Below are 13,290 nucleotides of genomic sequence, written 5' to 3' on the forward strand. Positions count from 1 at the left end.
GATGGATGCTCCTAGTATAGCACCGTCGGGAAACGCATGAGAATGATTCTTCTCCCATTTCCTTTACAAGGTCTAACAGAATGGACCAGGGCATTATGAGCGAGAACTATTCCATGCCCCTCTTCGCCATCCCGCGAAGGAATAACCCCCAAAGCGATTTTTTCATCAAGTCTTTACAGAATTTCATGGTAAAATAAAACAATGATCGTTCAAACCGTCACCATCCAAGGGCATATCATTGATTCATTGATCCTCGCGAAGGTCCTGGATGACATTGTGATGTTGGGAGGGACCTTTACCCTCTCGGAAGTCACGGTGGGAACCCGACGGGAAGACACTTCTCATGCCACCATCCTGATTGAAGCTCCCACGATGGAGTTACTACAGGAAATCCTGAAAATCATCCAACCCCATGGAGCTGTAGTTGAAACCGAGGAAGACTGCACAGTTGAGCCAGCGCCGGCTGATGGAATTTTACCGGAGGATTTTTACGCGACCTCTCATCTGGCCACTCAAATCCGGTGGCAAGGAAACTGGATCGATGTTCCGCAACCCGAAATGGATTTAGCCATCAGGCTGAAGACCTCCCCCCCTTCCGCGCAAATGGTTTCCATGGGCTCCATAAGAAAAGGCGATCTGGTTGTCACGGGACGGAAAGGGGTTCGGGTATTCCCGCTGGAACGTCCAAAGGAACGCGATGTGTTCGGATTCATGGAAGCCCAGGTTTCTTCCGAACGTCCACACCGTCATATCATCGCCGATGTGGCCAAGCGGATGAAGGCGATCCACCAACAACGAAAAGAGGGAAACGGGTCCGGGAAGGTGTTGTTTGCCGGTGGTCCGGCCATCATCCATGCGGGAGGACGGGAAGCCCTGGCATGGATTATCGAAGCGGGATACATTCATGTGCTCTTTTGCGGGAATGCCCTGGCCGCTCATGACATGGAAGCCAGCCTGTACGGAACGTCACTGGGATATAACCTGGGGATCGGCCGTTCGGTGCCCCATGGACATGAGCATCATCTTCGCACCATCAATCGAGTCCGGGCCCTGGGAAGCATTCAACAAGCCGTCAAAGGCGGTCTCATCAAAGAAGGGATCATGGCGGCCTGCGTGCGACGGGGGGTCCAGATGGTATTGGCCGGGACGATTCGCGACGACGGCCCTTTGCCGGACGTCATCACCGATTCCATTAAAGCTCAAGAAGCCATGCGCGCGGCCATTCCCGGCGTGGGATTGGCCTTGTTGGTGGCCTCCACGCTGCATGCCGTGGCAACGGGAAATTTGCTACCGGCGTCGGCACCTACGGTCTGTGTTGACATCAATCCCGCCGTTCCCACAAAGCTGAGTGACCGTGGAAGCTTCCAAGCCGTCGGGCTGGTGATGGATTCTTCTTCTTTTTTATGGGAACTGGCCCGTGAACTGGGCTGGAAAGGATAGCAGGATACCAATACCATGAGCCGTTTATTGATGTGCCCCCCGGATTATTTTGGTATCGAATATGAAATTAATCCATGGATGAGAGTGTCCAATCAATCCAATGGAGAACGCGCCAGGACCCAATGGAAAACGCTGACTCAGGTACTGGAGAACGAAGTTGGAGCCAAACTCGAATTTATGGAACCGGTACCAAAACTACCAGATCTGGTATTTACCGCCAATGCGGGTGTTATCCACGGCGGCAAGGCGGTTCCCAGTCTGTTCCGCCACCCGGAACGGCAGGGTGAGGAACGATATTTTATTGATTGGTTTACCAGTAAGGGTTATGAAGTCATCAACCTTGACCCGGAAATAAACTTTGAAGGTGCCGGGGATTTACTGGGATTTCCGGATTTCTGGATCGGCGGCTACCGCCAACGAAGTGATATCCGCGCTTATGTCCAATTGTCGGAAATTTTCCAAAAAGAAATTATGCCTGTGGAACTGGTGGATCAACGATTTTATCATCTGGATACCTGCTTTTGTCCCCTCAGTGGAGGAGAGCTACTCTACTTTCCCCCCTGTTTCGATTCGTACGCCCAAACCGTGCTGGCCTCTCGCATAGAACAGAATAAACGATTTGCCGTTCCATCCCGGGAAGGCGAGCGGTTTGCCTGCAATGCGGTGTGTATCGACCGCCATGTCGTGCTGCCGACCGGATGCCCGGATACGGTGGCGTGGTTACACAAACAGGGCTACACCACCCACTCCGTGGAACTGGATGAATTCCTCAAGGCCGGGGGCTCCGCCAAATGCCTGACTCTGGCGCTGGACTAATCGCACAACCTTCAATCTCCTTCTTTCTGAACCGCGGAACTGCAGTAGCTCTCACTGACTCATTGTCATCCTAAGGCCTCGCGAAGGATCTGTGCCGCAGTGGAAAACCCGATCATACAGGTTGTATGGCTCCTCGTTCTTTCATGTGAATCACTGAAATAATCAGTTTCCCATGGTCCGACGCCTGCCGTCTGGCCCAAGGAAGGACGCTCTCATTCGCTGGCGGGCCTTGTTTGAGCGGAGCGAGTTGGTCCGCCCTCCGCAGGCTGGCGTCCGTCCGCTCCAATGAGGCCAGACGGGGCGTCAATGGTTTTGGGTCCTTTTCCCGAAAGAAAAGGGCCTCGCCTGCCGAGGCGAAAACCGGCAACACAGAAAATTACGAGGGCAGCAGGAATTGTCTTAAGTGCGACGCGTTCACCTGCCTAAGCTTTTTACTGGAAAACCCCAACTGGCATTAGATACACATCGTAAAAGTATAAGGCCGGAATCATAAGTTTTTTTATGATCCGAAAATCACCCGTGTCTTTTAAAAGGGCCGACCCAAGCGCTACAATCTTTCAAACCAGGTTAACCTGACTCATGACTTCAATGGTCATCAATCCGCATAAAGTAGTGTAAACAGAGGTCACCTTTCCCTATGACCCAACCAGAACAGTTCTACTCACTCGGTGACGATGACGCGATCCGACGCCATATACGGATTGAGCGCGAAAATGGGAAAAAATTACGGAAAACCCCATGGTGGAAAGCCCAGATCCAAAAAGGGGAGTGTCACTTTTGTCATCAGCAGGTGGGAGCGGCAAACCTGACCATGGACCATGTGGTGCCATTAGCCAGGAAAGGAAAAAGTACGAGAGGCAATGTCGTCCCGGCCTGTCAGGCCTGCAACCGCAGCAAAAACCTCACCACCCCAGTTGAAACTCTCCTCGATCAGATAAAAGCAGAAGGAGATTAACCAACCCGATTTTTAAAATTTCGTCCATTTAAAATCCCCTCGGCCTCTTAATACCCACTTCCTATTTGCTTTCCAAATCTTCTCGGGCCTCCTAACAAGAATTTTTTCTGTCCTGACGACTCCCCCAAGAACCCAGGCACTTCAAGTCGAAAATCAAGGGTTTTTAACAATTCTGCTTCGCCCCTCTTTAAAGCATACTGGCTCAGTCTATTGTTGAATGGCCTCAAGGCTGTTTCCAAAAACTTTCATTTCAAAAAGGGAGAATTGTTATGACCACCACCTTCACAAACCAACCGAGAGTCAAAACCATGTTAGTCGTGTTAAGTGTGGCATGTGCATTGGCATTTTCAGCATGTGCCAGCGATCCACATGGGCGAACTATGGGAACCACGGTTGACGATGCCATGATCACATCATCGGTCAAGTCATCATTGATTGCCGATGACCTGGTGGATGCGTTTGAAATTGAGGTTGAAACGCACCGAAGCACTGTTATGTTAAGTGGATTTGTTGAAACACAAAATCAGATCGATAGGGCCGTGGAAATTGCCAAAAAGGCAGATGGAGTCGAGAAGGTCGTCAATAAATTAGCCATTAAGCCCAAAGCGATGTCCCAGAATAATTAACACGTAATCGGAATTTCAGAGCCATCCAACGGCCTTGTGCCCCTGGCGTTCCGTCAGGGGCACAGGTGTGTGGAGGTCTTTATGTTTTCTACCTTGTTTAATGTTTCATTGACTTCCTGACGATCATCTGAATCTGCTTCAGGAGCTTCGGGATTGGTTCGATCCTCCGGTTCATACGATAAAACCGCCAATATTGGAAAATGATCAGACCCGATGGGCAACAAGCGCTTCATTTCAACCAGACGAAATGCGGGAGAGTGAAAAATATGATCAACGGGGAAGCGAAAGATCGGATACTTGGCATGGTACGTATTGAAAAACCCCCGGCCGATTCGAGGATCGACCATTCCGCTAATTTTCTGAAATAACGTTGTCGTATAGGACCAGGCCACATCATTTAAATCTCCGGTAACCACCACGGGTTTGTTGGCGCGTGCCACCTCCCGGCCAACAATTAAAATTTCCGCATCCCGCTCATCCGTATCCTGGCCAAGACTCGGAGGACGGGGATGTAGTCCATAAAATTCAATAATTTTTCCGGACGGCAACTCAATTTCGGTAAAAAAGGATGGAAGGTGGTCTTCAACCAGGAAACGAATATGAGAGTTTCGCAATTTTAATCGTGAATAAAGCAGCATCCCGTAAGTATTCCCCAAAGGTTGTTTGATGGTATGGGGATAAGAGGATTCAAGCCCGCTGAGCTGTCGTTCCCACCACTGATCGGGTTCGATAACGAGCACGACGTCGGGAGAGGCGGTCAATACGACGTTCAAAAATCCTGATGCGTTTCGATTATTCTTGTAGATGTTGGCTGTCAAAATACTCAAAAGATCTTCATGAGGGGAACTGAGAGAATCTAAGGCTTGCTTGGGAGCCAACCGCGTGTAAGGAAAAATCCGCAATCCCTGATAGACGAGACATGCGATAAGTCCGATGAGCACCCATTTCCCAAACGCATGCTCTGAATAGAAAATCGAGTAACTCAGGGCCACGGCGAGGGCCACTCCAATTGCAAATATCTGAAGGCGTGGGAAATCGAAGATACGTACCCACCACTCATCAACCCGAAGAAGCGGCAAAAGGGTTGCCGTCATAATCAGCAAAGCCAGGAAGATAAGAACGGGGTAAATTATTTCCAGCATGGCATCTCACTTACACCGCGCAAATATTTCGATAAACATCGTGTCCAGCTTTCCTTTATGTATTAAGGCTCTGTAAAAAGCAAAACGCTCAAACGGAGAATGAAATCTTGAGATAAGTTTATTTACCCCTTCTCAGTGTGAATAAACGAAGGAAAGGCATGGTGGATCTAAATAAAAAATTTTGATCAATTCAATTCTCTACCTGCCAGTTCTTTCGTCGCCAATAGACAAAAGCAAAAGGTAGGGAACCCATTTATTCAACCACCATTTCATTCCCGTCTGCCTCAATCCAGGTTGCCAATACATAAAGTTTGGCCGGTGATAGACCCCCGCTCTGAAGGAATAGTGCATCCAGAGTGAAACAAAGGATCTCGCGTGATGGCCCCACGTGGGCAGATCTTTCCCCCTTGGCTCAAGATGACCGACTGAAGAAACCTCAAGACTGCAGCAGACGAGTCTTCAATATCTGCACTTGCTGGTTTTTTAAACTTTTACCGTCTAGCTAGTGATCCTCCCCTTTCTCTCAAATCTCTAAGAATCTCTTCTCCTCCGTCCCGGAACCAAACCAAAAAACGAAAGTATTGTAAGTCAGGTGTCCAGGGTTTTTAACAATTATGTCAGGTTTCTAATTAGATCATAATCGCAAAGTTCAAACATCCCATGACGCCAAATGTGTTCAACAACTCTCATTTCGAAAAGAAGAAATATGCCGTCCACACGCCGGACCGGGAACGAAATATGGGTAAAGGGAAAGATATTTCACGCCTTGGTGACATGAAAAAATCTCGCGAGAATTACCACTGGATGAGCCGAAAAAAAGCTGTTTTGAGATTTGAATCTTTACCACCATCGGATCAAATCTCTTCTAATTAAATAGATGGTGAAGGTCAAAGGAAAGGAGTCCTTATGGAAGTGTCGGGAAAGTGTCTAAAAAAATTCGCGTGGCTCGGAACAGTATCCGCCCTCGTCCTCGGGTTCAGCATGGTTCATAGTCCGGTAGGAGCAGCCGATAGCATTTTTTCCCAGAAAATCAGCAAAGGTGATTTTTCCATTGGTGGTCGGGCCATGTATTACGATCCTATTGGCGGAGATGACAGTTGGTATGGAGGAGCCCAAGCCCGATGGTACTTAAATGACGTCTTTGCTCTTGAAGGATCGATGGATTATCGAAAAAATGATTTTGGTTCTACCACGGCCAAGACTTTTCCACTTCAATTATCCGGCCTCGTCTATCTACTGCCGGGAAAGCGGTTGAGTCCTTATCTGATCGGGGGCGGAGGCTGGTATTACACCGATGTGGATGGACCCAATAATTTTAGTGATGCACAACAACGCTTTGGTCTTCATGGCGGTGCCGGTCTGCAACTTATGGTGAACCAGAACTGGTCGGTCGATGGGTCTTATCGGTGGGTCTGGTTGGAGCGAATTCATTCAAAAGATCAAAGTGGAAATTCGGTATCTTTTCATGACGAGGGTCATATGGTCACGATTGGTCTCAACTATCATTTTTAACACCCTATCCGGAGTCTCCTCCCTCTACACCTGTGCCCCTGAACCATCATCAGGGACGCAGGTGCCTGAGGGTCAATACGTGATTGAGCCTTCAATCAAAACGCTTACCTGCAGGGAAGGGTCATTCCAATCTGTAAAGTCCCTCGCCTAGCAAGTATTGAAAGCTCATATGTTTTAAGGGATCCATCTCACCAATACATGATGTCTATTCACTTTGAAGATGTAGGGTATGAAGGGGACCAATAAGCGATATACCTGAGGCTGGCAAGTGTACGTGAGAAACTTCAGCCTTCCCTTAGAATAGTCGGAGAGTTGAATCCGAGGAGGCTTCAGAGGGGTAAGTGAGGCGACCTGCGTCAAGCTTGGCAAAGGGCGTGAGTGCGTGCGTTTTGAGAGAACTTGCCGAAATGATGTGGTGGACCGTCCAACCACGGATGACCAATGCATCTGCTATGAGCGTCCGGTGGCAGCGCCAAGGCACCGCTTCCGCGCACATCACGGCTGATGGTGACTGCTGTCCGATATTCACCAGTACTTCCAGCCCATCCCAAAACTTTTGAGTTTGCATGTAATCCGCGTACCCTCGGAAACCCGCATTCCGCCATCCCACATTCACCGAATCCTGGCGGGTTTTCCTCCGACCTCCCAACTCGGGCATGTGCCGATACTGCAACCCGGCTTCACGAAGACTCTGGGCGAGAGTCTCCTGGTGGAACTGCGGATTGCGCCGTGAAAACGGAATCGTTCTGACGTCAACCAGCAATTGAATGTCATGCGATTGAAGAAGCCCGACGAATTCCTCGATAGGCCGTGTCGAATGACCGATGGTCCAGAACTCGGGAGACATGGGTGTTTCAGACGAGTGAGTGTCGCCAGGCTGGGTGAGGCCACCGTGCAAGTTGTTTGACATCTTCCAGGATATTTAACGGTATTTAAGTTGATCGTCAATCGAGTCGCATCTTTTCAGGGAGACAGCTCGAAAAGGCAGAGTAAGACCTGCTGGACTCCCCCTAAGTTCAGAGTCCGCGGGTTTAACGGGGCCAACCGTATGGTCTGCAAAAATTCCCAGACAACCTTGCGCGCCTCGTCCTTGTTCAGAAAACGGATTGTCGTCAGTTTGACACTGTTCAGATATGAATTGATGATACTCGAATTGTGTGAAGACAGGCGAGCTTTTAAGTGTTCATGTCTTTCGCCGAAATTCTCGGCTGCATCGAACGGAGCAAGGCTGTCTTGAGGGTTTAAATCAAAAGAATATCTAATTGTACAACCTAATCATTTGGGGAAATAGGCGTTGCAACCACCAGGCTGGGTAAAAGGGAGCCATACCGAATGCATATGAGTCTGAACCTGTCTAGAGGTATTAGTCCAGATATTGTGAAGGGCTACTGTCTTTTCCACCAACTTGAAAACTGGATTCGAGATTTTGTGCACCTTGAACTTAAAGCTCATTACGGTCTTGCCTGGTGGCAAGAGAGGCTATGGAGCACTCAAGCGTAGTGAAGCACCAGGAATTCCTGCAGATAAGTCGCTGAATACGGATAAGTTACATCCGCATATGTCGACTGTAGAAAACATTCCTCTGTGATACCTTTCATTTGACTCACTCTCCAAAATTGTTTTTGGCCAGAAGCTCTGACCACTTTTCCTTCCTTACCTCACTACCAAAAAGCTTCTTCGAGCAAAGTTTACCGAAATCATGCCTATGCGCCATCGCATCGCACACGGTCGATCACTCCACAATGATGATCTCAGTGGGATAGAGGTGTTGCTTCGAGATCTAGATCAAGGGTTTTGGAAATTTTTCACGTCGTATAAGGATAAAAAAGGCTTTATCGCTCATCTGATGGAAGATCCAGTCTTCAAGCACTTTTCTGAGAGAGAACACATTCCATACGCTGAATTAGCACCTGGAAAATGGGCAAGAATTGGAGGGAGGTTTAGGATAGAAGCAGACCTGATCCTAGGCTATACGGTTCGCCCAAGCACAAAGCGAAGGCGGTTCTCAAATGTTTGCAACATGAAAGGGAGCAATCTACGAATTCACTTTTTCTCTTGCGCATACGGATCAATGTCTTGAATATGAAAAAATCTTGATGATAACCAAAAGTTGGCATGACAAAGTATTTCACATTTTTCTAGATTCTACTCAGGGAATATTACGGGTGACGTTTCCAGCAGTAATTGGATCACATCCAGTAATCTCCGCAGCCGAAGACTTTTACCAGGCATGTTTACATTATAAAAGCGGTACTTCCCGCCGAAACCGTCTAAAAGACACTAATAAAGAAAAAACGAGTGATCCAAGGGAGGAGTACAAAAAAACACTTCGGCGACTCGAAATCATAGCAGCGGGGTGGCCGCATTATGTTATTCCTCCCAGCCATCCTTTTTAATTTCTATGTCCCGATGTGTCTTGTACGTTTTTTGATAATGTCTAGCCTCTAATTTCCGCCGCAGAAGGAACTCAATAGTTATGGGACGCGGCCTAGCAGAAAGTCGTTGAAAGAGATTGAATAGGTGGCAGGAACAATTCATGCAAATTTTTCGCGTAACGGCAGGAAAGCTCTAGCCAGATTACCGTTTCAGTGAGGCCAGGTAACCGCCTTCTCTGAGGATTAGCAGGGCTCGACGAAAACTGGCATTCCATTCAACGAATTCGGGATTGTCATAGTCCCCGATGGGTAAGTCTGTTTGGCACCTTTTCACTCTTCATAGTCTCAACAGCACCAATAGCTCACTGCAACGTTTCGTTATTTCCTCGGTCCCTCCGAAAGTTCTTTTGCCGGTCGCCAGGCTGAAGTGAGCTTTAAAGTATTTTTTTACTGATTCTTTTTCAACGCCTGACGCCGCTTCCCATTGGAGATAATGGAAAATACAGCAGTACAACTCTTGCCCTGCCTGATCGCCTCCATTTGGAAATGCTGCATTGAATAAGTCTCGAATTTCGGCATCATCTGAAGCCATCCTCCGAGCACTCGAAAGAAATTGTGTTCGAACTTCGCCGTCACTTTTAAGTCCAAGCTCCAGCAATGTGTGCCATTGTTGCAACTTCAGAAAAGGGACCCAGTGGAACTCATCGTTCCAATTAGTGATTTCAAAAGCCCGATTGAATTCTTCCAATGCCAATTCGTATTGGCCTATTCTGAAAAACCGAATACCCTGACTGTTTGCTTTCATGAACTTCTGCTTATTTGCTTGCTGGATCATTTCACGTTCGGCAGCTGCTCTGCGCTCTTCATACTGACTCATGAATATTTCTACGGCTTTTCTTTCATCCTCAGTTGAATAGGAAGAATCGTGGTATTGGCTTGCACGTTCGTACAGCTTATGTTCATCATAGAGTTTGCCAAGGTCTTCCCATCTAATCCCAACTCCGGTTTTGTCCCCATGGTTGTTCGTGTACACACCGAGCACTTTCCCTATTACAGTAGGATCTTCTTCGACTATTCCAAAAACATACTCATTCACCTTCAGATTATTTTGCGGCTTGTACGTTCCCCATTGGGCCAATATGTACCCGTAATTCTTTTCTTCATTGAAAATATTTTGTCTTCTTTCAATGAAATGGTCGGTAAGCCTGGCATCCAATTGTGAGCTTAGTGCATAAAAGTCTCCTTGCTCAGGGATATTGAATACTTCTTTCATTCTGCTTCGAACGTTACCCACTATTCGAACAGCAAGCTCAAAGGATGGTGTTTTTTGGACTAGATCACCCAGCACAATTTCTAAATCATCTGAGAGCAACTTGTTGTCTATAAGATCAAACAGAAGGCGGACTGCCACGGAGGACTCCGAGTCCTGGAAAATATCGGTGCCTTCTCTTCTGAAGAGGTGCATATTCTTGTACAGGCATTCTATCAGAGCTGCCGAAGATTCCCGTGTCAGTCGTGGCAAAAACACGTGCCTCTTCTGCCATAGTTCAGACGGTTGTTTCCTTTTACTCAAATCTGAAAGATGAGTATTAACATCTTCTCTCAACTCGCCTTGGCCAAACCCATTCCAAGAATCAATGAAGGATTCAACAACGTGGTCCGGCACTTCCTTGTTTGGGACGCTTCCCGTAAAGTATTTCCAGAAAAATTCCGGATGACTCAATCGTTTCTGGCGGCGATACCCTGACTCCAAGTCATCATGCCCATCACACGTGTTGGAAAACCCTTTACGCACCTCAAAGAATAAGATTTGAAGAAGTTCTAGTAAGACTTCCGGCTTCTCCTGTTTTTCACAGAGGGTTTCGATGTGCTCTTTGATGAGGATGTATGTTCGGTCATCTCTGGTATTGAATTCATACGGAAAAGAAAAACATGCGGCCTCACCCCATGATGGAAGGTACATCCATGGATATTCAGACAGATTTTCATATACCTTGGGGCAAACAATCCTTATGGCTTCCAGAATCAGGTAATCTTGAAGATGAACCTCTTCCTTTAGAAAAGGGAGACTTTGATAGATACCATTCACGTAACGCTTGGCGTCTCCTCGCGTGGGAAACAGCTTTAATAACTTGGAGGCGTAGATTGCAGGGAAGGTTTTCTCGAAATCTTCGATTCTTTTCTCATCAATTTCGAGATTTCTCAATAGTCTGTCTATTGCGGAAACAGAGTCATCCTCGCTTGAGGAATAAAGGTACCCATCTAGGAGCTCCCCTTCTTCTTGAGGCGGAGAAATCCCGGCCTGGCCATTTTCTTCAGTAAATGAAAAATCTTCGGGCCGATCAGGGTTTAATAGCGTGTTGACCTCCATACGATCGTCACTTAACACCTATACTGTTTATCAAATTTCTCCCAACGGTTCGCCAGTTGGACTATCTGTAGAGGTTCAGACTTATCTCTCACTCGATCACGGTCATCAACTGAAATAACCAGCTTTACGCCTGTCTTCTTAATTAGGCTTTCGATTTGGAAGTACACCTCATCAAATGTTTCGTCGGTTCAAGATCGGTTAAAATTGAATCCTGTAAAATTGAGACCAGAAACAAGAAGGGTGCGGCTTCTCATTATCAATTTCCTTAGGAATCTGGGTTCCCAATCCAAAATTGACAGGTTCGGCCGCACTCTTGGGGGTCGATGAGGTCGTTTTTCTGGCTGGGGGATCTAAGAGGAGAGGGAGGATTTTATATTGTTACATTACCGGAGCGTATCCGGAGGACCTCTTTAAGGAGAATTACCGTCGGACGAGGCGAATCCATCGCCACATGTTCACCAGGCTGAAAAGTGAGGAGGCGACATAGGTGAGGGCGGCAGCGGTGAGAATCCTTTTGGCGCCATGCAAATCCGGAGGTCCCAGGTAGCCACCTTCTCTGAGGATCGGCAGGGCCCGCCGAAAACTGGCATTCCATTCCACTGGTAAGGTGATGAGATGCACCATGGCGGAGACGCTCATGGTCCCGATCGCCACGACTAAGACGGCAAGACCTACTGCAGGAATCCGGGTCACTCCAGCAAGGACAGGAATGCCCAGCATCAGATACGACCCGGCCTTTTCGGCTTTCTGCGCAAATTTGATTAAATGAGTTCGATCTTTCAAGAGGGTATAGCCCTCATGATCTTGCAAAGCATGGCCGACTTCATGCGCTGCGATAACTGCCGCTGTGAGGGATTTTCCGTTGTAATGCTGCGGGTTCAAACCGACGACTTTGGTTTCGGGATTGTAATGGTCTCCCATCGGCGTGGGTTCCACGCGAACCTGTTGCAGACCAAACCGATTGAGCAAATGCCGCGCTAATTCACCACCCGTTCCTCCAAGATCCTCACGGTGTTGACGATATTGGCGGAAAACCCACCACACCCACAGTTGGGGTCCCAACACGACAATCATGAGCAGGAGAAAAAGAAGAATCATGCGCATGGAAATACTCTATCTCCTCAGCCTGCTCATTACCAAGAAAGTGATGGCTCCTTTTATTGTTTTCCTGATTACATCGAAGGATTTTTCGAAGAGGTGTTTCGGCTTATTGGCCTGCTCCATCAAAAGACCGTTCGCACGAGGCCGCCTTCGGCCCGGATGCAGGACCCATTGATCACCGAGGCGCGGGCGCTACAGACGAACGCCACAATTTCTCCGATTTCTTTTGGATCAATCAGCCGACCGATCAGGGAGGTCGGACGATTCTCTGACATAAACCGGCGTCCGGCGTCCGCCGGCGGAAGATCAGGGAATATGTTTCGGATGAACTTCTCCACACTTTCCGTGCGGGTGGGACCGGGGAGCACTGAATTGACCGTGACCTCCGTCCCTTTGGTGAGTTCGGCCAACGAGCGGGCGATGCTTAATTGCATGGTTTTGGTTGCGCTGTAGTGGGCCATTTCGGGTGCCGGAGTGACGCCCGATTCGCTTGAGATGAAGACGACACGCCCGTGACCACGTTCAAGCATGCCGTGGAGGTAATGGCGGGCGAGACGCACGCCGCTCATGATATTGACTTCGAACATCTCCTGCCACGCCTGATCCGTTTCCTCGAAAAATCCGACAGCCTCGTAGATGCCGAGATTGTTGACCAGAATATCCACCTCGGGCACTTGGGAGATGGTGAGAGTACACCCGGCGGCAGTTCCGTTGTCAGCCACAAGAGGAATCAAATCTCCATGGGGAAGATCGGTACCGAGCTCCGCCATAGCATGCTCCACGCTGGCCGGTGTACGACCGTTCATCACGACCCTGGCGCCCTCGGCGGCGAGAGCACGCGCGATTTCCAGCCCGATGCCTCCTGAGGACGCCGTCACCAAGGCGGTTTTACCCTTCAGTTCCAGATTCATGAAGACACTCCTTTCCCATGACGGATGATTGGAAATCCCCG

At 48.4% G+C, this 13,290-nt stretch carries 10 protein-coding genes; 5 read left to right on the forward strand and 5 right to left on the reverse strand.

Features of this window, described 5'->3' with window-relative positions; genetic code table 11:
* The first annotated feature begins 201 nt into the window (after positions 1–201).
* The 4 genes from LX98_RS18270 (at position 202) to LX98_RS18285 (ending at position 3,837) form a co-directional block, all read left to right on the forward strand.
* Entirely contained in the window at positions 202–1,440 is a 1,239-nt protein-coding gene (locus LX98_RS18270; protein ID WP_496430214.1) for an ornithine cyclodeaminase, nickel-pincer nucleotide-dependent, read from the forward strand.
* 15 nt (positions 1,441–1,455) lie between these two features.
* Positions 1,456–2,256, forward strand: a complete 801-nt coding sequence (locus tag LX98_RS18275) for an arginine deiminase-related protein (RefSeq protein ID WP_496430215.1) — start codon at positions 1,456–1,458, stop codon at positions 2,254–2,256.
* Between the two features lie 637 nt (positions 2,257–2,893).
* Positions 2,894–3,211 (forward strand): HNH endonuclease, encoded by a 318-nt coding sequence (locus LX98_RS18280; protein ID WP_496430216.1) that lies wholly within the window; start codon positions 2,894–2,896, stop codon positions 3,209–3,211.
* Positions 3,212–3,480: 269 nt separating this feature from the next.
* Complete coding sequence (locus LX98_RS18285; protein WP_496430217.1) at positions 3,481–3,837, forward strand: BON domain-containing protein; 357 nt, start codon at positions 3,481–3,483, stop codon at positions 3,835–3,837.
* 53 nt (positions 3,838–3,890) lie between these two features.
* Here the strand turns inward: LX98_RS18285 and LX98_RS18290 are convergent, their stop codons facing one another.
* Positions 3,891–4,979 carry an endonuclease/exonuclease/phosphatase family protein gene (locus LX98_RS18290; protein WP_496430218.1) on the reverse strand — a complete coding sequence of 363 codons (1,089 nt, stop codon included), beginning with the start codon at positions 4,977–4,979 and terminating at the stop codon, positions 3,891–3,893.
* Between the two features lie 906 nt (positions 4,980–5,885).
* On the opposite strand from LX98_RS18290, the gene LX98_RS18295 reads away from it, so the two are divergent.
* Positions 5,886–6,491, forward strand: a complete 606-nt coding sequence (locus LX98_RS18295) for an outer membrane beta-barrel protein (protein ID WP_496430219.1) — start codon at positions 5,886–5,888, stop codon at positions 6,489–6,491.
* A gap of 295 nt (positions 6,492–6,786) precedes the next feature.
* Here LX98_RS18295 and LX98_RS18300 read toward each other — a convergent pair whose 3' ends face one another.
* The 4 genes from LX98_RS18300 to LX98_RS18315 all read right to left on the reverse strand — a co-directional run bounded on the left by LX98_RS18300 (position 6,787) and on the right by LX98_RS18315 (position 13,249).
* Positions 6,787–7,338, reverse strand: a complete 552-nt coding sequence (locus LX98_RS18300) for a DUF488 family protein (protein ID WP_496430220.1) — start codon at positions 7,336–7,338, stop codon at positions 6,787–6,789.
* 1,865 nt (positions 7,339–9,203) lie between these two features.
* Positions 9,204–11,237, reverse strand: a complete 2,034-nt coding sequence (locus LX98_RS18305) for a hypothetical protein (protein WP_496430221.1) — start codon at positions 11,235–11,237, stop codon at positions 9,204–9,206.
* A 420-nt stretch (positions 11,238–11,657) separates the two neighbouring features.
* On the reverse strand, positions 11,658–12,341 hold the full coding sequence (locus LX98_RS18310) for a zinc metallopeptidase (RefSeq protein WP_496430222.1): 684 nt from the start codon (positions 12,339–12,341) through the stop codon (positions 11,658–11,660).
* 119 nt (positions 12,342–12,460) lie between these two features.
* Positions 12,461–13,249, reverse strand: coding sequence for an SDR family NAD(P)-dependent oxidoreductase (locus LX98_RS18315; RefSeq protein WP_496430629.1), 789 nt, complete (start codon positions 13,247–13,249; stop codon positions 12,461–12,463).
* Between the last annotated feature and the right edge of the window lie 41 nt (positions 13,250–13,290).

Source organism: Nitrospira marina (assembly GCF_059568365.1).